The following is a 22779-nucleotide window of genomic DNA, read 5'->3' as shown; positions in this document are numbered from 1 at the left end:
GCTCCCAAAATCCTTTCAAAGATCAGGGTAGCTCTCAGTGAAGACTTGTTTTCAGAAACAGTCATGGTAAATAGGTGGCGTTTCTCAGCGTTTATCTGTGGATTTGATCCAAACTATGTCGATTTTCCGAGTTCCACCTCCTTTTGTATTCTATCTATAACGAACAGAACGTGAAGTAAGTACAGAAGCACAGCTCCATTAGCCGCCAAGACCACGCCAATAACCAATCCCGGCAAGAGATGAGAAATCAGCATTGATAATCCAAATGTGATTGCAAGAACATTAAGAGTGAGCTGGGCGACGGTCAGCTTAACAAGTATACCGGGTATCTTACTGCCTCCTCCACCCGTTCCGCTCGCCTGCCGACCAAGGAACTTGCCTATTGAAATCGCCCCTCCCAAAATATTCAGGACACCGACAAGCAGGGTGAGCGGATAGACCAAGATCTCCGGGATAATGCACGATACAGTTCCAAGGGATGCAAATAAAAACCCGATCAAGATCACAGGCAGCGATCTTGGAAAGACTCCTATCGGGGTGCTTCCCGAGGCAATCATCTGGATAGCGAAAATCATCATCAGCAAACCAAGCTGGGCACTTCCCGAAAAAGGCAGAAGCCCGAGATTTACCGGAATCAACAGCACACCAAGAATTATCATGAAGACACTTGTGAATAGAATCATCGCCCTGTCCATAGGTAGTTCTACTTCTTTGTCTTTCCTTTTCTGTTCTTGTGGGTAAGTGCTGTATATCTTTCTCAGAACAAAAGAAAGATATACAATGGCGGCTCCATAGATCAGAACCAAGATCGCCGTCATCTGAACACTTAGAAGACTCTGGTTCCACAGGAGTATCGATATGAGAATCGATGAAACGTATGCCACCGTACATCCAGCTATCAAATGTCGGAAGATCCCCCCATATTCGGACCATGCTCTGAGCTTATCCTTTGACAGAACCATCTGAACAAGCAGAAAAGCTCCTCCGGGGCCAAAGAAAAGGAATAGCAGAAGCCTGGGGATATCGTTGAAGGCATCTGGAATGAAACAAGTTATCGTTCCAATTCCACCAATGATAATTCCTGCAGCCACGACGAGCTTTGATCGTTTCAAGTCACCAAAGGGCGTTTTCCCCATTGAAATTATCTGCAGCGAGAACATCACCAACAGAAGACCGTAAAGACCATTCTCATAGTAGGGTAGGCCGCCTGTAGCAACAGGGAAGAGCAGCATGCCAGTAATGAGAAGAATGAGCCCGGCTATCATCAATATTACAACTTCCAGAGAAAGCTCCGATTCGCTAAATACTTTTGTCAGTTTCATGGGCATTCATTCCGATCAATAGTAGGTTCCTTTGGTTCTGTAGTTCTCAAGGCGTTCTGCGGCCATATCAAACGCGAGCTTGTCGAACTTCTCTCGGTCTGTTCTGTAGGCCAGTTCGGCATCTCGGATGCTCTGCGGGAAGACAATCAGCAAATCTCCCTCTTCCATCTTCTCAAATATGTAGTTCACCGCATCTTCAACGGACACTGAATCCGGCGGGGGAGTCAGCTCGCCAAATATAGCCGTACGCACATTTCCCGGGCATACAACACTGAATTTAAGACCCTCGTAAGAGAGCTCGTAATAAAGGCTTTCCGTCATGGTTTTCACTGCGCTCTTTGTACTTGCATACAGTGCTTGATATGGAAGCGGAACCAACCCTGCTATAGAAGCTGTGTTTACAATATGGCCGGATTTTTGCTCTCTCATGATCGGTATGGCATGGTAGGTCCCGTAGATCACTCCCCAGAGATTGATATCCACAACCTTTTTCCAGATTTCGAAAGTCACCATCTCGGTCGGGATTGTCATTCCGATCCCTGCGTTGTTGAAGACGAAGTCAAGATGTCCTGCATTCTTCTTGGCAGACATGATTAGCTTCTCAACCTGATCTTCCTTTGTGACGTCAGTAAGAAAAGGTACAGCTTCACCGGCGTATTTCGAATTCAATCTCTTAGCTTCTCTATCGAGATTGTCCTGATTAACGTCGGCCATAAAAACAGTCGTTGCCCCCCTGGAAAGCATCTCTTCGGTCATACCAAGCCCTATTCCTGAAGCCGCTCCGGTAACTACAGCCACTTTCTTCTCAAAGTATCCGTTCATTTCCTCCTCCTCCTCTCATATCCTATGGAAGTATCCTGGAATCGCCAACATTCAACTTAATTATTCCTTTTGCCATTGCCGCGGATGTAATCTTTTTGATCGGCAAAGCCTTCAGTGACCTTATGATTCTTGACTGCAATGGGTGCTGCTCATATGTTAGGCCGATCCATTCGACCGTGCCGGTACCATTCCACATCTGTTTGAAAACGGCCTCCTGAGGATAGAGAGTTGCATGACTCAAGGTAGCTCCGCCCTTTCCGAGATTAGGCAAATACCTCCACCCAAAGAGATTGATCTTAGGATTCTTGTTCAACTCCGCCAAATCTTCTTCACTTACCTCATCGCCTCTCTGGAGGTCTATTTTCAGGAATGTAAACTGCTCGTAGCTGGCCGCCACAAACCAATGATTTTCCAGATGGCGCTCAGACGAGATATCTGCGAACACCTTCGGTACTCCGTCCTCTTCACGGCCCCCGATTATCGGGCAGGTCTTGTTCTCCCATACGACAAGCGCATAGACTCCTTCGAGACCATCTGAGTTTCCCACATACTTCACAGGTGTCGTCACCTGGATGAGCCTGTACTCTCCCCCAATCATCCAGTCTACATCCCGGCAATTGGTGTACTGAACGGTAACGATAGGTTCTTTGAGCTCGAAATCTTCAGGGATGTGGTTCAGTAGAGCTTCTTCGTCCGTCTCATACTCCACCGTAATAACGGTATTGTCTCCGTAGACAACCCTTACCGGGTAGAAAGGATCGCCACCAAAGTGCACAGGCATCTTGTAGATAAAGTCATGGTTGAAAACGAATTTCCCTTTTTTCCCAGACACTTCATTTCCTCCTCTCTGCATCATGATGATTCAATTGGGGATTTTGATTAACGCCAAATCCTCCAGACTCGTAAAACTTCGTGTATGATTCTTGCAACTCTGCTTCCTTATTGATGTTTGAATGAATCTATAATTATCCAAAAAAGTCGGTAAGTCTCTTGAAGAAGTCAGGATGAATGAAGACTGTACGAGAAACCCGGCCTCTACTTCAAGATTATTAGAACACAAACCCTCATGAACTTCCAAGTAAAAATGAATCAGCAAGAACAGAAGGAATAAGCTTCATTTCTGCGCAGTATTTCCGTAAACTCTGTCGCCATACTCAACGCTGGGCTTGATTCTAGAGATGATCTCTTCCAAGTTCTATTCTTCTGAATTGACCTGGCCTGCAATTCTCTTATCGGTACGGCTTGGTTTATGTTATCCTGGAGCTCTTACTATTCAGAAACTGTCGAAAGGCGCTGTTCAAAAGCATCCAATCCCTGTATAATTGGAATAAATTCTCGCTTCTGAGGAGATTCCGTAACCGACTTGCCAAAAGGCATGATGCTCTTGACGCGGAGTGGATAGAGAATGGCTAAACGCTTTCTAATTGTACTCTTGACAATCTCGATTGTTTTTCTTGCATCCGGATGCCTCTTTTTTGGACTACCCAACTTAAATGGCAGCTGGGATGTCATCATGATTTATTCCGGCGGGGCTTCTGAAACCGCAACTTTTCATATCGAGCAACACATAGTATACAACTACAGGGGAAGTTTCTGTCTTGATTCATCTTGCAGAGAACTTTTCGGAATGATCTCAAACGATCGCGAAGTACATATAAACACCTGGACTTCTGAAAGAAGAATAGATTTCGCTGGATCGGTAACCAAGGACACGATGTCGGGAACGTTCACGATTTTCGATCTGGACGAAGGAACCTGGGAGGCGACGAAACGTTAGTTCGTGACCTCTCCGATAATCCGTGAATCTTTCAGATTTATCAGTTGTAACTTGCTGAGAGTTGGGATCTAGATCCCTTGCATAGGCTGTAGAAGATTGTGTTCATTCAGGTAAGACAGAATAGATATTCTCCACAGGCGCAAAGGATCAGATTACAATAGATCATCGGATTCATCAAACACTATCTCTTGAAAGCAGGTTTTTGGAGGGCGGAATGACAACAATATATCTAATGCGGCATGGACAGAGTCAGGCAAATGTAGAGGGGATATTTGCAAATGGCGATAATGGTTTTCCCCTAACCGATGAGGGAAGGATACAGGCGAAAATGGCCGCGCGCTATTTGAAGCTTAGGAACATTCGCAAGATCTACACCTCACCGATTCTGAGAGCAAGGGAGACCTCACGCATAGTCTCATCTGATCTTGAAATCGAACCTCAACTACTTGATGAGATCCGTGAATTTCACGTTGGCGAACTTGAGGGCCAGCTCATTGAAGGAGAAGCAGAAAGAGCGTTTCTTGAACTTGTAAGAAGTTGGATTGATGGCAAGATAGATAAGAGAATCCCCAACGGAGAGAGTCACAGAGAAGTTATCGATCGATTTTGGAAGGCTATGAATACAGTTGTTAGTGAATGTCCCGAAGGAGAAGCCCTTATGGTAAGTCACGGAGGCTTTCTGTCAATGACCCTTCCCTTCGTTTGCAACGGAATCGACCCGAAGAGATTCTTCTCGAGATCAGGCATTTCGATAAACAACTGCGCTATAACCACCGTGAAAGCCTACAGAAGAAACGACTCTTTTTCGCTCGAGCTTGTGGACTGGGCGAATACTTCGCATATGGAACTGGATTTCGAAAAGGAACCAGTAGAGACTATCTGGAACTCAGAAGATTGATGGAAAGATGATTTAGGAAGGAGGCAACAGTCGTGAAGATTGGAATAATCGCCTATTCGAAGACCGGAAATACACTGTACGTTGCCGAAAAACTGAGAGATGAGTTGATCTCCGCGGGAAAAGAAGCATCTGTGGTAAGGCTGAGATCGGAGACTCCCGATCTCGAAAGATATGAGGGACTGGTCTTCTGCTCTCCGGTGAATGGCGGAGCACCCGCCGATACTATGAAGAGCTACCTTGCCAAAATGAAGTCCCTTGAAGGCAAGAAGGTTGCCCTTATGGCTACGGGTCTCTTTCCAGCCGCTTTGGGAAGGAGACAGACGCTTGCCTACATGAAGAAGATCTGTAGAGAGAAAGGGGCAGAGATCTGCGGGGAGGCCAGCGTTGGATGGTGGAGTTTTGGACGAGAGAGAAAGATAGAGAGGTTGGTAGATGATCTCGCTTCTTGTTTCAAGTGACGGATGATTACAGTCCGTGTGTGCAAATCAGAATTACAACTGCCGGCCAAATTCACCTTCATATCATTCACTAATGAGTTCAACCAGATTTCTACAGGCCGCTTTTTGAAGATATTCCTTGTTGCAGAGGCAGAAGGCATTGGTTTTGAGAAAATGATAATCTCCCGCTAAACCGGGACAAAGTCTGCCGAAAACGCATCAATTTCCACGTACGATACCCGACAGTGCTAAGAGCTCGGGCCTTTCGGAAAGCTCTTCGCGTCTTCTCGACTGATATACTTGTTGCGAAAGCGAAATCATCGCTGATCTCGACAGTGATTTGTTTTTAGAGACTATCATCAAAGGAGGACTTTTCAATGCGCAAATTGCTTTCAATGACTGCAATAGTTCTTCTAGTTTCTTCACTCTTTGCTTCAACACCGGAAGAGATTCTCGTCAAAAGCGGGACTTTTCTTATGGGAACCACCTGGAGAGAGGAAGGCGTGGATAATGAAGCGGTTCGACGGATCCATCTGAATTACGATTACTACATCGGAAAGTACGAAGTTACCTTCGACGAGTACGGTTTTTTCACTGCGGAGACTGGAAGGAGTCTTCCAGACGATGCGAGTTGGGGAAGAGGGTCTAGACCTGTAATCAACGTGAGCTGGTGGGACGCAATTGATTACTGCAACTGGCTTAGCCTTAAAGAAGGGTTGCCCCTTGCCTACGACATTGAAGGCAATCTGCTTGACGCATTGGGCAACAAAACCACAGACCCCTCAGAAGTTGAAGGTTACCGGCTTCCGACAGACGCAGAGTGGGAATTTGCAGCGAGGGGCGGTAACTTGAGCAAGGGCTATACAAGATCAGGTGGAAACTCGGTTGACTCAATAGCCTGGTATAAGTCGAACTCCGAAAACATGACCCATCCTGTGGGAACTAAAGCACCGAACGAACTGGGAATATACGATATGTCTGGAAACGTCTGGGAATGGGTAAGCGACTATCACATCAACTACTCTTCGTTAGAAGAAACGAATCCCTATGTTGATGTTTTCTCAGCTTACAGAGTTAAGAGAGGTGGCAGCTGGATAGACTGTCCCGTTGGTGTAAGTATCGATGTGAGATCGAAAGGTTTGCCAGGTCATACCATTACAAATCTCGGCTTCAGAATCTGTAGATCAGCAAAGTAAAGGCTTCTGCAATAATCTTAATTCCATCATAGAACCGTGTCTGGAATCATCTGGTGTCAAAGCTAACCCAGAACTTAATCATCTCCTGCAGTAGAAAGCAACGGAAATTAACAGTAGAACAACTTTATTGGCCCAATCGCCGAAACCGATTTTCACTCCTATTCCTAATTGCTCACCCAAAAATCAAACTGCCAAATCATTTGCTTCAGTTTTGTTTTTCGGAAAGAATGTACTATAATCTAGGTACATATGTTCTGAACAAATGATAGGAGAGATGTTATGACGGGAAAATCGATTAGAATGAACCGGATACTTAAAGAAGACGGAAAGACGGTAATCGTAGCGATGGATCACGGACAGTTTCAGGGTCCGATAAACGGCATCAGGAATGTCAGGGAGACTCTGAGTAACATAATTGTCGGCCGGCCCGATGCAATAATCCTTAATCCGGGCGTTATCGAAAAGAACGGAGATTTGCTTGGAGGAAAAGTTTCGATTCTATGCAGAATAACCGGTGCATCTACTAACTACTCCACTATGTTTGACTACCACAGAATTACTACTTCCGTCGAACATGCGCTATCAATAGGAGCAGACGGAGTCGTTGTTATGGGATTCATAGGAGGCGATGGCGAAAATGCGTCACTGGAGATTATTGGCAGGGTGGCTGAGCAATGCAGCAGACTGGGAATGCCACTGATTGCTGAAATGCTTCCGCAAGCCATGGATCACTTCACTGACCCCGAATATATTGCTCTCGGAGCCAGGGTCGCATATGAACTTGGCGCCGATCTGATAAAGGTGTATTACACTGGCTTTGAATCTTTTTCAAAGGTTCTGGAATCGGTCCCTGTGCCGGTTGTGATTGCCGGCGGGCCGAAGGGAAAGGATGCCTTTGAAATGGCGAGAGAGGCTCTTGAACTTGGCGCGATGGGAGTTGCTTATGGAAGAAATGTATTCCAGGCCGACGACCAGACCGAATACGTAAGAAAGCTGCTGAAAACGGTCCACGGCTAGTCCGAAATGAGGTGGCGTTTATGAAAAAAACACTCTTGTTGGTTTTCGTATTGCTTGTTGTTAGCTTGGTGATCGGAATTGAAGGGTATGTCTTTGTTGACCTTAATTCAAACGGAATACTCGACGCAGAGGATCAGGTTGTTCAGGGTTGTCTTATTTCAAATGGAATTGAGATAGTATCTTCAGACAGTGGCGGGTTCTACAACATCTCTGATTCAAATGGCTTCGTATTCCTGATCAAACCAGATGGTTATGTATGCAGCGAGTGGTATGCTAGAGGAGTCGAGAATCACGACTTCTTGCTGACGCCGATTGTGGAGAACGGCGTCTTCGCGGTTGTCAACGACATTCACTATGCCGATGATCCTGATCTCTTCTATGAGTCCCTGGGCGACAGAGAGATGATCGACAACCCAGATGAATACATGACTAAACTAGTTTCGATTCTTGAGACAATTAGTCCCGATTTCATTGTCTGCAACGGCGACATGGGAGCAAGCATCAAGGACATCGACGACGAGATTGCAACCAGATGGGCTACTAAGGTGAGAGACTATCTCACAGTCGGAGACATCCCAGTTTACTACTCAGTCGGAAATCATGAGACAAACAAAAAGAAGGAAGATCCGTACGACATTTTTCACAACGCATACGGACCCGAGTATTACTCTTTCAACAGCTGCGGAACGCACTACATTGTGCTCAATACCCACAATGTTGTAGATGGCAGTTTCATCTACGAGATCGACTCCGTACAGCTCGAATGGCTAAAAAGAGATATAGAATCTGTCGCTCTCAATGCCAGAATAATTGTTTTCTCTCATGAACCGATATTCAATCTGGCAAAGACCGACAATTATTATGAGATGATGCAGATCTTTGCAGACGAGTGCTCATATCACATCAGCGGCCATAGACATACTATGATAGAGTACTTCGATGCCCCGTTTGTTGAGCTAACCTGCGGCGCCATATCGGGAGCGTGGTGGGAAGGCCCTTCCCCAACGGGTGACGAATATGGATTCACGCTTTTCGAAATGAAGAGAAATGATCTCAACTATTGTTTTGTTACTCTTACAGAAGATTATTCCGGGTGGTTCGACATGAGCAGAGAGACTCCCTATTCCGGAGTGGAGTATGTCCGATTCTGCACGTTTCCTTCAGTATCGGACGATATTGAAGTACTTCTCAATGATCGTGTCTTCGAATGCGATGTCTTGAAGAGAGAGATGAGGTTTTGGTGCGAGTACTATTTCAACGTTAATCTCTCTTCCTTTCCAGATGGCCTAAACGAAATAGTTGTACGCGTCGGAGATAAAGAATTCAGAAAGAAGCTCTTCGTCAGAAGCGCTCCGGTAGATATCAAATCTATGAAAGCAAACCCAGAATACTTTGAGGGATCTCTTGTGCTCGTCTCGAATTGTTCCAATACCGGTCAGTGGGGTACAACCTACACATTTAACGATGGTAGCGATACTTTCATGGTTCAAATAACCAATCTGGACATTCCATTTGCCATTTCCAAAGATGAGAAGTACTCTCTCTACGGAATCTTTAGAAACAACGAGAGAGTAGTCGATCCTCTGAAACTGTTAGTGGCCGAGGGAATTGCTCAGGAAGAATAAGGAGGGGAAATAAGTATGAAGAAAACCTTAGTGGTTGTTCTTGCGGCAATGCTTCTGTTTTCTGCTGCGGTAATCGCGAATCCCGTACTAAAGATCAGTGGTGTGATCGCGTTGAGAAACGAGGAAGGCGTCTGGCAACTCACACTTGACGAGTTCAAAGAACTGCCCCAAACCGAGTTCTTTGTCACCGATCCCTGGATGGGTGACAAAACATATGTGGGAGTAACTCTCGCCGATCTGCTGAAGTTCGTAGGAGTTCCTTCGGGCGCGAAAAAAGTCGTGATGGTCTGCTCCGATGAGAAAGAATTCGCAGTAGCTTATGAAGATGCTTTGAAGTATCCGATAATGCTGACTCACTCAACCAGATCGGGCGAAAGCTTGAGGGCTCTTCCAGCAAGCCAGGGCGGTCCTATAAAGCTTGCATATCCGATCAACGACTTCCCTGAAATCACCGACAAGTATCCATCAGATAACTGGGCATGGTACGTTGTCGAAGTCAGGGTTGAGATGTGATTTTCGTAATGGGGGAGGCCAACTCCCCCATTATCTGTTAGAAGAGGTGGCTGATTTGAAAGCAGCAATTTACAAGGGCATTGGGAAGATCGAAATCGAAGATATTGATACTCCCACAATTCAGGTAAACGAAGGCCTTGTCAAGATAGGGATGGTCGGTGTTTGCGGCACAGATATCAAGACATTCAACAAAGGTCATCACATGTTCAAACCGCCTTGCATTCTAGGGCATGAATTCACGGGAAGAATTGTAGAAAGAGGCGCATCGGTAGATCGCGATTTCGGTGATTCTAGATATGTTATTGCCCCCTACATAGAGTGCGGTAAATGTGAGATGTGTCAAAAGGGAGTTCCCGAGCTCTGCTCAAAGAAATTCTGGGTCGAAGGGGCCTTTACCGAGTATGTGAAAGTGCCGTCGGAGATCCTGGAAAGGGCGACTCTGAAAATACCCGATGATGTTCCTGAAAGTACCGCGACCCTTACAGAACCGCTTGCCTGTGCGATTCATGGCATTGATAAGGCAAGAATAAAACCTGAAGACAGGGTCCTGGTTGTTGGAAGCGGGCCAATGGGGCTGCTTCTTGGAAACGCTCTGAAGAACATGAGATGCGAGACATACATTTCCGATGTTGATAAGAACAGGCTGTCCATGGCAGCAAACTGCGGTCTCAAAACTATAGACTTCAGTGATTCGAGTTTCGAAAGCTTCAAGAAGAGTCAATCTCGTTTCGATTCAATTATCCTTGCAAATGATAAAAAGGAACTTGTCAATCAGCTTCTACCTTTTGTTTGTCCGGGCGGAACATTTGAACTGTTTGGTGGAATGTCGAGAGACACGATCCTGGAGATAGATCCTTACTTTATTCACTATAAAGAGGTAGATCTCGTCGGCACTTTTGGTTTCTCCGAGAAGGATTTCAAGAAGGCTTTCGGCTTCATCGCTAGCGATCCAGATTCTTTCTCGAGATTGATTTCCAGAGTTTGGGATCTGGAGAATATTGACGAAGCCTTTAAAGATGCTATTGACAAGACCAAAATCAAGATTGTCGTTAAGGTCTCCCACTAGGAGGGATTTAAGTGAAGAAGGTATTTCTCTTTTCGTTACTTCTCATAGTCAGCACGGTTGTATTCGCTGTTACCCTCGATTTCTACTGTCTTGCCTGGCAACCTGCAGCGGTCGACAAAATATACGATCTGGTCGATATCTGGAACATGGAGAATCCGGACATTCAGGTAAATATCATCTGGGGTACATGGGAGTCTTCAGATCAGTACCTGTTGACGAGTTTTCAGGGCGGAAATGCACCGGACGTCTTTCATACTGATGCAGAGAAGTTCCGAGAGTATGGGATGATGGGATACGCTGCACCGCTGAACAGCTACGTCACAGACGACATGATTGCTGACATTCCCGCCCACATATTCGAAGATTGCTACGATTTCACTGGCAATCTATATGGTATTCCGTGGTGTCAGGAAACGCAGGTGATCTTCTACAACAAAGACATATTCGAAGAAAGCGGAATCAGATTACCTCTCGACAGAATGATTTCGTGGGAACAGCTCCTCGATATTGCTCAAAGCGTTACAAAGAAAGATGAAAACGGGAATGTAATAACCTGGGGAATCCTCGCTCCGCTAATGGAGAGGTTTCACTGGACGTTGATCGCTCAGAAAGACGGAACGATACTTACGAAGGACAGCAATCATAAATGGAAGGTCGAGATCAATGAGGGGGCAAAAGAAGCTATTGAATTCTACCTTTCGCTAATAACGGAGCACAGGGTGATGCCGAGAGATGTTATAAGCATAGACTACACCTCTCTAATGCAGGGATTCATAAACGGAAAGTACGCAATGGTTACCTTCGGCTGCTGGAACAGACGGTTCTTGCTTCAGAACAAGAACTTCAACTGGGGTATGCTTCTTGTCAAGAACGGTGACAACAAGATCAATGCGTCCGACCCCCAGGCTTTCGGTATCTCAAAGCTGTCCAAGCACAAGGATGAGGCCTTTGCCTTTATAGAATTCATGACAAATACTGAAAACTCAGCCGAGATAAGCTACAGCGACTATCTCTTCCCTGTCAGAGAGTCATCTCTCGAGGATCCGAGATTCAGCTCTCCGGAAAACGAATGGAACATCGCAAAAGCCTGGCTGCAATACTCGGACAACGTGAAGCCGGGGATGCCCGGATTCTACTCCTTCGAATGGAAGCTGTTTGTTCCGAATCTCGAAAAAGTCATCCTCGGAAGCGTGAGCCTCGATGCCGCCCTTAAGGATACTGTCACTGAAGGAAACAAGATGCTGAAGAAACTCGGGCTTCAATAATCAGTTATAGCTTGAGGAGAGTGAAAGGACTCTGCAGAGGTTGTGTGTACTGTTTGATCTAAGCTCTTTTGAGAGACTCCTTTCATTATTTCCTTATTAAGAGCTTGTATTCGCCAGTATAAGGTGATACTGGCAATCTGTGAAAAACATGCTACCGATTAACTCGGTAACTGTCGGGAGTGATGATAAATCAGAAAGAGCGAAACGGCCAAGGCGCTGCCGTATATTCTACCGGTATTGATCGTAGTAGCGCTCATAAGTGTATACCCATTTGTTAACGGGATATACAACAGTTTCTTTTCCGATGCTGTCTTCGGAGGTGGAAAGTACTTTTCAGGCCTTGAGAATTTTAGAGACCTGATGTCTGACAGCCTCTTCTGGACCGGACTGAAGAACAACTTTATATGGTCGGCCGCATGTGTGGGATTTGAGCTTGCAATAGGTATGCTGATAGCGCTGTTGCTCAATCTTCCGTACATAAAGCTCAGAGGGCTATACAGAGCACTCATCCTTCTTCCCTGGGCAACAACTCCCGTTGTCGCGGCGTTGATCTGGAGATACATCTTTGGGGTAATGGGACCGCTGAATTCCTTTCTGAATGCTGTGGGATTTGCAAATCCTCCCAACTGGTTGGTAACCCCCGGCTATTCTCTCTTCGCCTGTATAGTCGCAAACATCTGGATAGGCCTCCCATTCGTTATTGTGACTCTTCTGGCGGGACTGCAGTCCCTTCCGTCTGATGTATACGAGGCCGCTGAAATAGATGGTGCCGGTGTATTGAAGAGGTTCTTTCATCTCACTCTGCCTCTAATGAAGAGCTTGATTCTGATCCTTGTTACCTTGAACACTATCTGGACTTTCAACATGTTCGATATCGTCTACTCAATGACAAATGGTGGACCTGGAAACTCTTCAATGTTGCTGTCGCTGTACTCCTATCAGAACGCTTTCGCCTACTTTCAGCAGGGTTATGCTTCTGCAATCGGCGTAATCTGTCTGCTTATTCTCCTTCTACCAGTAACCTTTTACATTAGGGAGGTAAGAAATGAGGCCTAAGAGAAGCGTAGTAATTACAATGAACATCGTTGCCTTTGTAGTAGTTCTCCTAATCCTCTCTCCTCTCTTGATGCTAGTACTAAACTCTTTCAGAGAGACTATGGATATTTATCAGAATCCCCTAAAGCTTCCCGAGAAGTTATATACTGGAAATTACTCAAAGATCTTCCAGGACACCAGTTTTCGCAGGAACTTTGCGAACAGCATGACAGTTACCCTCGTCACCGTTCTGCTTTGCATAGTCATAACAACGCTGGCAGGTTACGCCATGTCTAGATTCAAGTTCAAGGGAAAGAATCCCTTGATACTTTGGTTGCTAGCTTCCCAGGCTTTTCCGGGAATTCTTATGATTATTGGCCTCTTTTCTCTTTTGAACCGATATTCTCTTCAGAACAATCCCATAGGTTTGATTATTCTGTACACTACCTTTACTATCCCTTTCTGCAGCTGGCTTCTTAAGGGGTACTTCGATGAGATTCCTCAGGCACTTGAGGAAGCTGCAATGATAGACGGCTGTACTCGCTTTCAGGCAATGAGGAAGATAATCGTACCGATGGCCGTTCCGGGGATTGTTGCTGTCGGAACGTTTGCCTTTCTTCTCTCGTGGAATGAGTTCTTTTTCGCACTTGTAATCATGAGAGAGAATGCGAATTACACCCTTCCAGTATTTCTCTCAAGGTTTGTTGGAACTGGAGGCGCCGTTGAGTGGGGTGCGCTTTCGGCCGGAGCTCTCATCACTGCTCTTCCTCCTATCCTTCTATTTCTTCTCTCGCAGAAGTATTTGATCGGAGGCTTAACGAGAGGTGCTGTCAAATGAGAGCTGCGGTTATTGGTGCGGCCTCAATCGACAGATACTTGATTCTCGATTCATATCCTGAAAGAGATTCCATGGTATTTGCAAAAGGCACACACAATTTCATCGGGGGATCGGGAGCAAATATCGCGCTGAATCTCTCGAAATATGTTGAGACGGACTTCTACTTTGGTACGGGAAATGATTTAACTTCGGAGTGGATTCTCAAGAGGCTTTCTTCTTCGAAACTGAACCTAAGCTACAAAATCGAGGATGGACCTGGTGCTGAGACGATAGTGATGTTGGATTCTCACGGAGAGAGAAGAATCATATCGCTTGGAGGCCACGCTCTCTTTAGCGGCGTAATCGATGAAAAGAGATACGATGCGATTTGCGTAGCCGACAGTTTCAAGGAAGTAGCTGTCGATGCTTTCCGAAAGTCCTCTGAATCTCTGAAGGTCTATGTGCCTGGTGGTTGTGGTCTGTATTTCGGCGTAGATGACGTTATTGAGGTATCCTGTCTGTCGGATTTCACTATACTCTCGGAGGGTGAAGCGCAGACCATTCAAGACAGGATAAGTGAGATAACCTCAAACGTAATCATAACCAGAGGATCATCCGAGACGATCTGGATAGACGGAAACAAGAGCCGTCGTTCATTTGAAGTCGAGAACACTGGAGGAAAGCTCGCGGACACTACAGGTGCCGGCGACGCTTTTGCCGCAGGATTTATAGAGAAGTTCATGAAGTGCGGGGATCCGGTCCAAAGCATCTACCATGCTCACAGGAAGGCTGCGGAAGTGATCTCGGTAATTGGGCCAAACCTCGTGGAAGGGAGGAAAGACCTACGATGAAAGGACTGATGGCCGATAGAGACACAATGATAAAGGTGTGCAAACTCTATTATCTTGAAGACCTGACACAGAGTGAAATAGCAAAACTGGTCGGAATATCCAGGCCTCAAGTGAGCAGGTTACTCACAAAAGCCAAGAACGAGGGGATCGTGAGGATCGAAATCGATTCGGGAAGCCTGGGAAATTCTGAAGAGATCTCATTGGAGATGAAAGAGAGATTCGGCCTGAAGAACGTTATCGTTGCGGATGAAGGAACGGAGGTAGGAACAATAACCTCGATCGCTATATCTGCAGCTAAATTTCTTCCCGATTACGTGAAGAATGGACAGCTTGTGGGGATCTCCTGGGGTCGAACTCTGTACGAGACAGTTGAAAGAGTCGTGTTCAACGGGGAGCTTCCAAACACAACATTCATACCCTTAATCGGCGGCGTTGGCCAGTTGCGCCATGAGTATCAAATGAATTCAATAGTTGAGAAGATCGCAAATTCCTTTCACAGTAATCGTTACTACCTTTTCGCTCCGGCCTTCATAGAGAACTCGAAGACTCTGAATATGATGCTCGAAGACGGCTCAATAAGATTCATGTCGGAGATGTGGAAGAGGCTGGATCTGGCAATTGTAGGGATAGGTGAACCCATATCTTTATCCAACGCCTTCAAGAACATCTACGACAAGGAGTTCCTTGCTAATCTTATGAAACACGCAGCGGTTGGCGACATAGCAGCGAGGTTCTTTGATGCCAGCGGAATACCTTGTGTTTCCGGAAACGAAAACATTCTGGGGATTTCTCTTGAGCAGCTGAAGGAAGTTCCCGAGGTAATTGGAATTGCCGGTGGAAAGGAAAAGGCTCTGGCGATTCACGCGGCAATTAAGGCCGGATACATCAATTCAATCGTCACGGATCGGAGTACCGCTCTCCAGATACTCCGGATGGAGAGGTAATATGAGAATCGGATTAGTTTACAATCCAAACTCCGGTAAGCGAGAGAATGATCGAGGTCTCATGAAGGCTCTCGCCTCAAAGCTTCAGGGCACGCATCTCTGCTGCACCGGATCAACTCATTTCCACCTGAAAGAGTATTTCGATCTGGAAGTAATAGGATCGGAGCCAATACTCAGCGACTACAGGGACACCGTAAACGCCGGCAAAGTCCTTTCAGAGACAGATCTAGTGATCTCAATCGGGGGAGACGGAACTGCATCCGATATCGTTGCGGGTATGCGCAAGATCGGAAGGCTTGTGCCTGTTGTAGGCGTAGCTCTAGGAACGTCAAATTGCGGACCCTTCATAGTTCTGAGATCGGTCAGCGATATACATGAATTCGACTTCCTGAATATTGAGCCCATATGGGTAACGGGACTGGATGTCTTTGAAGAAAGGTACGTGGGTTCGGCATTCAACGATATCGTCATTTCCCAGACACTAATTTCGACAGTTGAGGGAGAGACCTGCACTATCGATGCTTCGGATTTCTTCTACAAAAACAAGAGAACACCTCGAGAACCTACATCAATTGCTTCAACCGCAAGCAGATTGGAGATCAATGGCGAAGAGATCACGCCGCAGTTTCAACCCTCTCAGATAATCATCTCTCCATTCTCTGAAGACATGAAGTCTCTATATGCATACAGGGCAGTTAATGGGCTCCTTTGCTGGCTGCCGTATTCACTATGCAACTCGGCAATGATTGTCTCTTCGAGGCCGATAATAACTATGGTGGAACCGGGCGAGACCGTTTCCGCGGACCTCAAGCAGTTTATCCTTGCCAGCACTGATACAGTGCGGCTATCAGGCTTCAATGCCTTCTGCGTAATAGATGGCAATCCAAGAGTGGATCTTTCAGTGAGTGTCGGGATTGAAGTGGTAACAAATGCCAGAGCAGGACTCTGTGTACAAAGAAGTGATGGAAAGTGAGCAGGATTCTCCGGGCACTTGAAGCATTTGCAGTTGGCGATGCGATGGGAATGGTAACGGAATTCATGACCCGCCGGCAAATCTCTACCAGGTTCGACTTCGTAAGTGATTTGCTAGAACCAGAACACTCGCCTATCCACAAAAATCTAACAAAAGGTCAGATAACTGATGACACAGAGCAGGTGCTTTACTTGATAAAGCTCTACAATGAGAAAAGAAACTTCTCACAGGAGACGGTCAAAGAAGCTCTTTGCAGGTGGGAGGACGAGTGCGACCCTGTCGCGAAAGGCTACATAGGACCGAGCACTAAGAGAGCTATCGAAGCCTTCAAAAATAGGCAGGACTTCGAAAGCCTTGGTACAACCAGCGGGGCACCAATGAGAGTGCTAGCTCCAGTGTTATGTAATCTAGACAAAAGCGAGAAACATCTTGTCGAAGCAATAAGAAACTGTACTGTCCCTACTCACAACACGAATCTTGCTCTTGAAGCTTCTCTGGCAGTCGGATTTGCCTATTACTACGCTGCGAGGGGGTTGAATGCCGACGGGATTGCCGAGGCAGCAATACGAGGCTCAAAAGTATGCGAAAAACTCACCTGTGCAGAATTTGTAGGACCTTCGGCCGGCGAAAGACTTGCTGCTATCAAAGGTCTCATCGGTGGGCAACATCCTGACGATTTCTTGGACAGGCTTTACTATGTATTCGGAACAACTATGGAGGCCGTGGATGTCGCCGTGGCAGCGATTGCCATAGGCCTTTTCTGCAGAGATGATGTCTGGCTGGCAATAAGAATGGGCGCTTCGATAGGTGGTGATACCGATACTATAGCCGCAATAGCTGGAGCACTGTCTTCTCTTCAGGGCGATGCAAACAACATCCCTCACTTCATAACCCAGAGAGTTCTGAAGGCAAATGAAGATCTTGATCTTGAGAAGCATGCGAGATACATCGAAAAGATGAGTGATATAGATGATTAAACTCCTCTCCGGAAGCGCCTCCGTTGGAATTATCTACGGAATCTTCAATTTCGTTCTCATACCCTATCTCAACGGCAAGTTTCACTCAACCGCTCTGGCTGGTAATCTCGTTTCGGCCGGAATGATCATAACGATCTTCACAGGGATGCTTATCGGCTATCTTGGTGACCGAAGCAAAAAGTATCTTGCCTTCATTAAAGGACTCTTCATCATTGCGATTATCAGTATGTTCATACTCAGCACTAACAACGAGATCCTGTTGGGTATTGCGGCTGTAGTTTTCACCATGTCGATTTTCAGTTTGCTTACACCTTACTCTGCCCTAGTCAGCAACGTAAGTAAGCCCGGCAGAAAGGATAGAAACTATGGATTCATGATGGGTGTTATGAACATCGCCACCTTTCTCTCCTCTCTCTTTATAGGAGTCACCCTTTCAAGAAGCGGTGAGACAGCATTTGTGGTTTTCTCAATAGCCGCTGCAGTTCTCGTTGTTCCGCTTTTCTTCTATCGGTCAGAGTCCCACATAGTTGATTCTGCTGTGGGCATCAAAGAAGAAGATTTGAGGTTCAGAGTTGACAGGAAGATAGTATTTGTGATGATCTCACAGTTTGGCCTGTGGTTTTCAATGGGCGGGATACTTCCCTACCTGACATCTTTCATAAGCAGTGATATTGGTGTGTCTCTTGGCACTGCATCATCGATAATGGGAGTTTCAACTCTAGTGAGTGGCGTGACTTCTCTCATGACTGGTACTCTGAGCAAAACGCTTGGGCAGAAAAGGCTGCACATTACAGCGCTTTCTATCCTGGCCGGCGTTTTCTTGTCAGTTAGTATCTTCTACTCTGGATTCCTGGGTCTTGACCCATTTCTGATGCTTATCGTGTTGATTCTCTTTAGCTTTGCTTTAGGAATAGTTCTCGCCCTCAACGTGACGATCGTTTCAGATACAGTCTCCCTTGCAAATCAGGGGAAAATCTTCGGTCTCAATAACATAGTTATGGTCCTATCTCAATCGCTCGCTCTGAGTCTTATCGGCTCTCTGATATCGTTGAGTGGTTACAACCTTGCCTTCGTTTTCGTCGCAGCAGGGTTCGCGGTAGCAATCGTGTTTTTCGTCATGAGTACGCTATGTTGTCGAAAAACCGTCTCATAACATGAGACGAGCAAAACATAGAAAGTGCATATCAACTGAAAAACAAATCGAATGAAAAGGAAGACATTCAATCAAGGCATCTTCGTTTAGATTTGAGCTCTTCGTGAAGACGTTCGCATCTTTCGTACCAGAGTACTCTGTAATCTTCGTGGTTGATTATTCTGCCAACAAGGTCATACGGAGTGAAAACTCCTTCCTCTACACACCACTTCACACATTCCTCATACGCCTCTAGGTCTAGCTTCTCGTCTGTTATCTCGATGAAGATCGAATCACGATCTTCGATAATCGCTGCTACGGCTCGTGTATGCCCATCGGCCATTACGAGCTTACCGTCAAAATCGATTACCGGAACCGGAACGCTCTTGAGAGCCTCCTTATTCCGAATCGCTCTGAGTTTGTCCTTTGATATATATAGCTGGCTTAGCTGGAGATACTCAATTCGGACTTTGAATCTTTCTGACATCTACTTCGCTCCTCCAAGAACCTTGACTACAGATTCTCAAATGCACATCGAATCAATAGACGTCTGAGTGAACGATCCACTTCTCGTAGACTAACCAACCATACATTATGAAGAACGCAAGTGCTATTATTTCACTGTTGAAGGGCTTTCCCCACTTAGTCTTGCCAAACATTATGAACAGGCGGGCCTTGATTTAGTCCCAGAGACCGCAAAGGGCTAAGGCCAGAAAAGTGCCGATGATTATCTTCAAAGAATGGAACGAAGTTCTCATAAACCTAGTATAAAGGAGGAAAAAATGATGAAGAGAAGTCTGATTTGGACTACAAGTCTTCTTTTAGTCGTGTTTGCCATCACCAGCTGTATACCCTTTCCGAAAGTGAAAACCTACCGCGCATGGGTAGTGGGGCAGACAGACACAAACGGAATCGCAATGCTTTACTTCTCGGACGATTCCGGTGAAACCTGGACGCGCCAGGCCATGGACATCCTGCCTGAAGGTAAGAGTTTGGAGGATGTTCTTTCCGTAGATCAGAATAGAGTCTGGGCTTGCGGTTCAGACGGGCTCTTAATGAGAACGGACAATGGTGGCTCCGACTGGAAAATAGTTGAAGTTTCGGAAGTTGCCACTGATTCCTTTTTTGCTTTCCTTTCGATTTTTGAAGACAGAATTTGGGTCAGCGGCGACAGCGGACTTGTCATCTTCTCTGAGGACAATGGCGATAGCTGGACGGTTTGCGACCTTCCTGAAAACGGAGCAGATTACTTGATTCAGGGAATCCACGCAATAAACCAGAATGTGATCTATGCGGTTGGAAACAAATCAACACCCAGAGCCGGAATAGTACTGAAAAGTGAAAATGGTGGCCAAAACTGGGACGAGATTAATCTCCCCAACAACTACAACGATAATGGGTGGATTGGCGTTAAGGCTACGGATGAAAATCATATAGTCATCTACGGTGGCCAAGGCCACTATGCCGTGACTGCCAATGGTGGGAAACAATGGGTTACAGGAGGCCCGCTCTTTCCAAAAGACCTGAACTCTCTGGTAATGATGGACGGTTCAACTTACTGGGCAGCCTGCGATTTTGATACGATAATCCTTACTGAGAACAGTGGAATAAGCTGGGAGGAGCAACCGTCAGCAGGAACAAGCAACTCCTTTTTGTTAGGGATAGATGCGCTCGACAGAAATAACGCATTAGTTATCGGTTCTTCGGCCGGATACCCGCAATTCGGTAAAATCTTGCGCACAACAGACGGAGGGAATAATTGGGAAGTAGTCCTTAGTGCAGAGGAATGTCCGGTTACCCTCAGTCATGTTTCGATAGCTGAGAAGAGTATGTGAAACCGGGGTCGGGGATTGTGTAGATTGGGGTTTGGAAAGAGCAGAATAAGACGCAAGGCGCCGGAATGCATCGGCGGAAGTGATGCCACCTTCGGTGGGACGCATTGCACTGAAAAGCATCAGTGGACGCAAGGCTGGCGAAGACCACGCCAGGTCCAATGCCCGGAGAAGCATACGGGGACGCAAGGCCCGCTTCGCGGGGATGAAAACTCTTGGAGAGCAAAAGAGACTATTTCGCCGTTGAATGGTTCTCCGTTCTCCGAAAAAACCTGTTCTTCGTTCCAGAGCGAGGATCTGTTCTTCGTTCTTGGAATTCGCTGATCGCTTGTAAAAGCTCAGCTGCAAGTGACAAGTTGCGATTTGTATGTTGTTAGAGCATAAGCTAGGAAGGCAGTTCTCGAGTTTGATTCCAACGAAGGACGCCTCTTTAAAGCGGAAGTGGTTCTTCACAGCGCTCAGCATGTTTTCGGAAACGTTTTTCAAAGAACTAGATCCCGATCAGTTTCATATCGGGATGACAGTCTTTTCTTGATTCGTGTCATCTGGCGTGCTTCTGGCCAGAGCAGCTTTCATATCCTATCGGTGAACGGGTCTCTGTCGGTCCCGGAGGACGGCGGAGCGGTGCCGGTCAACGTTCTACTCAGCAGCGTTCAGAGATTAGTGGCTCTTAGCCCGCGAAGCGGAACCGGCCTCGCCGAAAGCGAGACTGGCCGCACGAAGTGCGACTGGCCTGCGTAAGCAGACTGGCTTCTCTTATTTTCTTGAAGAACAAGCCCGCATTCATGAAGTCTTAACCGACACCATACTATATCGTTATACTAATACTGGGTATCATACAGTACAATAATATCAACATAGTACCGAGGTGATGTTATGGATATAGGGAAACTGGCAACGGAAATGAACAGAGGCTTCATTCAACTATTGATAATGGTGATGCTGGATGAACCTATGTACGGGTACGATATCGTTAAGACGCTGGGAGAGAAGAGTTTCTCAATTGATGAAAACACTTTGTACCCTCTTTTGAGAAGACTTGAAGAAAGAGAGATTCTTTCGAGCGAGTGGAGGGTCGAACAGAACAAACCAAGGAAATACTATTTCGTATCGGAGACTGGGAGACAGGTGAGAAAGGAATTACTGAGAATCTGGAAGGAACAGGAACTACTTCTAAAGAGCTTTGTTGGGGAGGTATGAAAATGGTAAGACTGAAGAAGTATCTCGATGATGTAAGAACCTTTCTGCCTGGAACTGATCCAGATAAGGTAGATGAGATTCTAAGAGAAATCGAAAGCCACCTTCTAGAAAGGGCAGAGCGGGAACACGGCGAAATCAACGACACCACGGTCGCTATGTCCATAAAGGAATACGGTTCACCCGAAGAGGTTGCGGCGAGGTATTACGAGGGCGGTCCTATAATTGCCCCTCATCTTAAGAACTATCTCTTCATGTACACGGGAATCCTATTCGCGATTCACCTCGGACTGCATCTAATTGCCTTTGTCTTTGGTGAAAATGGAGCGATCTTTAACTTCAGAGGTACAGATCTGATAAGTCTTGTCTCACAGCTGCCGGTAACTTTTATCTTTGATTTCGGGCTTGTGAGCTTGATTCTTTACTTCGTGACGCAGGCAAAGGGTACTGCAAAGCTCCCCCATTTCACATATTTCATCAGAGAAGAAAAGACACCTTCAATTGGCAAGAGGATCGGATCTCTTATAGGAACCTCTGCTGGCGCCGTGATTACCTTCCTTGCCTTCACATATGGACCGTTCTATCTTGGAAACGGTGAGTTGACAGAGATCGCGATTGTTGCACTTGACTCCTTCAAATTCGGTCTCTTCCTGGCTTTTGGATTGCTGATAATAGATTCAGTATCAAATCTGATCAACATTTTCAATTACTCGAGGTTCAGCAAAATCGTCTCAAATACTCTAGGCCTTGTCTTTCTCTTTCTTGCAGTCTCGCCCGATTACAAATCAGATATCTCATCCTACCTAAGTCTGAACCCTTCAAGTGTCGATCATCCCATGCTTGTCGCAATACTATTCTTAATGGCTATAGTATTAATCGTGGATCTGGTGTTCGAAACCATAAAGTTCTGGGCTAACAGGATTGTAAGAACTAATTGAGACTGTCCGATGGAAATCCGGAGGGGCGTTGCCCCTTTTTTCTTTTTTGCAGAGAAGACCTTCAACAAAACAGTAAAGTTGAGAACTTCAGATTAATTGGGTTTTCTTTTAATAACTGTTTGTTGCAGTAACTAGCTTGCTCCGT

23 protein-coding genes are annotated in these 22779 nt (G+C 46.1%); 19 read left to right on the top strand and 4 right to left on the bottom strand.

The genetic code is table 11. The annotated features are described in order from the left end of the window. Positions 1-113: 113 nt before the first annotated feature. Genes B3K91_RS05325 through B3K91_RS05315 form a run of 3 tightly spaced genes read right to left on the bottom strand, consistent with a single transcriptional unit; the run spans position 114 to position 2976 of the window. Positions 114-1322, bottom strand: a complete 1209-nt coding sequence (locus tag B3K91_RS05325; protein ID WP_214059874.1) for a hypothetical protein — start codon at positions 1320-1322, stop codon at positions 114-116. A gap of 15 nt (positions 1323-1337) precedes the next feature. Next, complete coding sequence (locus B3K91_RS05320; protein WP_102818731.1) at positions 1338-2144, bottom strand: SDR family NAD(P)-dependent oxidoreductase; 807 nt, start codon at positions 2142-2144, stop codon at positions 1338-1340. A gap of 22 nt (positions 2145-2166) precedes the next feature. Further along, complete coding sequence (locus B3K91_RS05315) at positions 2167-2976, bottom strand: acetoacetate decarboxylase family protein (RefSeq protein WP_292594213.1); 810 nt, start codon at positions 2974-2976, stop codon at positions 2167-2169. Between the two features lie 573 nt (positions 2977-3549). Here B3K91_RS05315 and B3K91_RS05310 point away from each other — a divergent pair. The 16 genes from B3K91_RS05310 to B3K91_RS05235 all read left to right on the top strand — a co-directional run bounded on the left by B3K91_RS05310 (position 3550) and on the right by B3K91_RS05235 (position 18688). Continuing rightward, positions 3550-3921 (top strand): hypothetical protein, encoded by a 372-nt coding sequence (locus tag B3K91_RS05310; protein ID WP_214059877.1) that lies wholly within the window; start codon positions 3550-3552, stop codon positions 3919-3921. Positions 3922-4135: 214 nt separating this feature from the next. After that, complete coding sequence (locus tag B3K91_RS05305; protein ID WP_214059878.1) at positions 4136-4819, top strand: histidine phosphatase family protein; 684 nt, start codon at positions 4136-4138, stop codon at positions 4817-4819. Between the two features lie 32 nt (positions 4820-4851). Further along, positions 4852-5277 (top strand): flavodoxin family protein, encoded by a 426-nt coding sequence (locus B3K91_RS05300; protein WP_214059879.1) that lies wholly within the window; start codon positions 4852-4854, stop codon positions 5275-5277. Positions 5278-5633: 356 nt separating this feature from the next. Next, positions 5634-6452 (top strand): formylglycine-generating enzyme family protein, encoded by an 819-nt coding sequence (locus B3K91_RS05295; protein WP_292594211.1) that lies wholly within the window; start codon positions 5634-5636, stop codon positions 6450-6452. A 279-nt stretch (positions 6453-6731) separates the two neighbouring features. Then, the gene (locus B3K91_RS05290) at positions 6732-7469 is read left to right on the top strand and encodes a class I fructose-bisphosphate aldolase (protein ID WP_214059880.1); all 738 of its coding nucleotides are present in this window, start codon (positions 6732-6734) and stop codon (positions 7467-7469) included. Positions 7470-7489: 20 nt separating this feature from the next. Next, positions 7490-9094 carry a metallophosphoesterase family protein gene (locus tag B3K91_RS05285; protein ID WP_214059881.1) on the top strand — a complete coding sequence of 535 codons (1605 nt, stop codon included), beginning with the start codon at positions 7490-7492 and terminating at the stop codon, positions 9092-9094. A gap of 15 nt (positions 9095-9109) precedes the next feature. Further along, positions 9110-9607 carry a molybdopterin-dependent oxidoreductase gene (locus tag B3K91_RS05280; RefSeq protein ID WP_214059882.1) on the top strand — a complete coding sequence of 166 codons (498 nt, stop codon included), beginning with the start codon at positions 9110-9112 and terminating at the stop codon, positions 9605-9607. Positions 9608-9662: 55 nt separating this feature from the next. Then, the gene (locus B3K91_RS05275) at positions 9663-10673 is read left to right on the top strand and encodes an alcohol dehydrogenase catalytic domain-containing protein (protein WP_214059883.1); all 1011 of its coding nucleotides are present in this window, start codon (positions 9663-9665) and stop codon (positions 10671-10673) included. Between the two features lie 11 nt (positions 10674-10684). Then, positions 10685-11938 carry an ABC transporter substrate-binding protein gene (locus tag B3K91_RS05270; RefSeq protein ID WP_292592818.1) on the top strand — a complete coding sequence of 418 codons (1254 nt, stop codon included), beginning with the start codon at positions 10685-10687 and terminating at the stop codon, positions 11936-11938. Positions 11939-12175: 237 nt separating this feature from the next. Beyond that, positions 12176-12994, top strand: coding sequence for a carbohydrate ABC transporter permease (locus B3K91_RS05265; protein ID WP_112109463.1), 819 nt, complete (start codon positions 12176-12178; stop codon positions 12992-12994). Next, positions 12984-13811, top strand: coding sequence for a carbohydrate ABC transporter permease (locus tag B3K91_RS05260; RefSeq protein WP_099828459.1), 828 nt, complete (start codon positions 12984-12986; stop codon positions 13809-13811). Before B3K91_RS05265 ends, B3K91_RS05260 begins: the two co-directional genes overlap by 11 nt. Continuing rightward, positions 13808-14641, top strand: a complete 834-nt coding sequence (locus B3K91_RS05255; RefSeq protein WP_214060310.1) for a PfkB family carbohydrate kinase — start codon at positions 13808-13810, stop codon at positions 14639-14641. The genes B3K91_RS05260 and B3K91_RS05255 overlap by 4 nt, the downstream gene beginning before the upstream one ends. Next, positions 14638-15585: a sugar-binding transcriptional regulator gene (locus tag B3K91_RS05250; protein WP_214060311.1), complete on the top strand. Its 948-nt coding sequence runs from the start codon at positions 14638-14640 to the stop codon at positions 15583-15585. Before B3K91_RS05255 ends, B3K91_RS05250 begins: the two co-directional genes overlap by 4 nt. Position 15586: 1 nt before the next feature. After that, a complete protein-coding gene (locus tag B3K91_RS05245) occupies positions 15587-16558 on the top strand; it encodes a diacylglycerol kinase family protein (protein WP_292594207.1) in 972 nt (323 codons plus the stop codon). Then, positions 16555-17535 (top strand): ADP-ribosylglycohydrolase family protein, encoded by a 981-nt coding sequence (locus B3K91_RS05240; protein ID WP_214078321.1) that lies wholly within the window; start codon positions 16555-16557, stop codon positions 17533-17535. Before B3K91_RS05245 ends, B3K91_RS05240 begins: the two co-directional genes overlap by 4 nt. Further along, positions 17528-18688: an MFS transporter gene (locus B3K91_RS05235; RefSeq protein WP_292592826.1), complete on the top strand. Its 1161-nt coding sequence runs from the start codon at positions 17528-17530 to the stop codon at positions 18686-18688. Before B3K91_RS05240 ends, B3K91_RS05235 begins: the two co-directional genes overlap by 8 nt. A gap of 67 nt (positions 18689-18755) precedes the next feature. On the opposite strand, the gene B3K91_RS05230 is transcribed toward B3K91_RS05235, so the two are convergent. Next, positions 18756-19154 carry a hypothetical protein gene (locus tag B3K91_RS05230; RefSeq protein WP_292594205.1) on the bottom strand — a complete coding sequence of 133 codons (399 nt, stop codon included), beginning with the start codon at positions 19152-19154 and terminating at the stop codon, positions 18756-18758. 295 nt (positions 19155-19449) lie between these two features. Between B3K91_RS05230 and B3K91_RS05225 the strand changes: the two genes are divergently transcribed. The 3 genes from B3K91_RS05225 to B3K91_RS05215 all read left to right on the top strand — a co-directional run bounded on the left by B3K91_RS05225 (position 19450) and on the right by B3K91_RS05215 (position 22634). Further along, a complete protein-coding gene (locus B3K91_RS05225; RefSeq protein WP_292594203.1) occupies positions 19450-20502 on the top strand; it encodes a sialidase family protein in 1053 nt (350 codons plus the stop codon). 873 nt (positions 20503-21375) lie between these two features. After that, positions 21376-21699: a PadR family transcriptional regulator gene (locus B3K91_RS05220; protein WP_102818751.1), complete on the top strand. Its 324-nt coding sequence runs from the start codon at positions 21376-21378 to the stop codon at positions 21697-21699. Between the two features lie 2 nt (positions 21700-21701). Next, positions 21702-22634, top strand: coding sequence for an HAAS signaling domain-containing protein (locus tag B3K91_RS05215; protein WP_292590757.1), 933 nt, complete (start codon positions 21702-21704; stop codon positions 22632-22634). Positions 22635-22779 lie beyond the last annotated feature (145 nt).

It is taken from the genome of Mesotoga sp. UBA5847 (assembly GCF_002432735.1).
Lineage (GTDB): Bacteria > Thermotogota > Thermotogae > Petrotogales > Kosmotogaceae > Mesotoga.
Note: the sequence above shows the minus strand (reverse complement) of the source record. Positions and strands in the feature narration are given on the sequence as shown.

Coding starts and splice junctions, on each gene's coding strand:
- B3K91_RS05325 (WP_214059874.1), bottom strand. CDS start 1,322: ATGAAACTGACAAAAGTATTTAGCGAATCGGAGCTTTCTCTGGAAGTT.
- B3K91_RS05320 (WP_102818731.1), bottom strand. CDS start 2,144: ATGAACGGATACTTTGAGAAGAAAGTGGCTGTAGTTACCGGAGCGGCT.
- B3K91_RS05310 (WP_214059877.1), top strand. CDS start 3,550: ATGGCTAAACGCTTTCTAATTGTACTCTTGACAATCTCGATTGTTTTT.
- B3K91_RS05305 (WP_214059878.1), top strand. CDS start 4,136: ATGACAACAATATATCTAATGCGGCATGGACAGAGTCAGGCAAATGTA.
- B3K91_RS05295 (WP_292594211.1), top strand. CDS start 5,634: ATGCGCAAATTGCTTTCAATGACTGCAATAGTTCTTCTAGTTTCTTCA.
- B3K91_RS05290 (WP_214059880.1), top strand. CDS start 6,732: ATGACGGGAAAATCGATTAGAATGAACCGGATACTTAAAGAAGACGGA.
- B3K91_RS05285 (WP_214059881.1), top strand. CDS start 7,490: ATGAAAAAAACACTCTTGTTGGTTTTCGTATTGCTTGTTGTTAGCTTG.
- B3K91_RS05280 (WP_214059882.1), top strand. CDS start 9,110: ATGAAGAAAACCTTAGTGGTTGTTCTTGCGGCAATGCTTCTGTTTTCT.
- B3K91_RS05260 (WP_099828459.1), top strand. CDS start 12,984: ATGAGGCCTAAGAGAAGCGTAGTAATTACAATGAACATCGTTGCCTTT.
- B3K91_RS05255 (WP_214060310.1), top strand. CDS start 13,808: ATGAGAGCTGCGGTTATTGGTGCGGCCTCAATCGACAGATACTTGATT.
- B3K91_RS05250 (WP_214060311.1), top strand. CDS start 14,638: ATGAAAGGACTGATGGCCGATAGAGACACAATGATAAAGGTGTGCAAA.
- B3K91_RS05245 (WP_292594207.1), top strand. CDS start 15,587: ATGAGAATCGGATTAGTTTACAATCCAAACTCCGGTAAGCGAGAGAAT.
- B3K91_RS05235 (WP_292592826.1), top strand. CDS start 17,528: ATGATTAAACTCCTCTCCGGAAGCGCCTCCGTTGGAATTATCTACGGA.
- B3K91_RS05230 (WP_292594205.1), bottom strand. CDS start 19,154: ATGTCAGAAAGATTCAAAGTCCGAATTGAGTATCTCCAGCTAAGCCAG.
- B3K91_RS05225 (WP_292594203.1), top strand. CDS start 19,450: ATGATGAAGAGAAGTCTGATTTGGACTACAAGTCTTCTTTTAGTCGTG.
- B3K91_RS05220 (WP_102818751.1), top strand. CDS start 21,376: ATGGATATAGGGAAACTGGCAACGGAAATGAACAGAGGCTTCATTCAA.
- B3K91_RS05215 (WP_292590757.1), top strand. CDS start 21,702: ATGGTAAGACTGAAGAAGTATCTCGATGATGTAAGAACCTTTCTGCCT.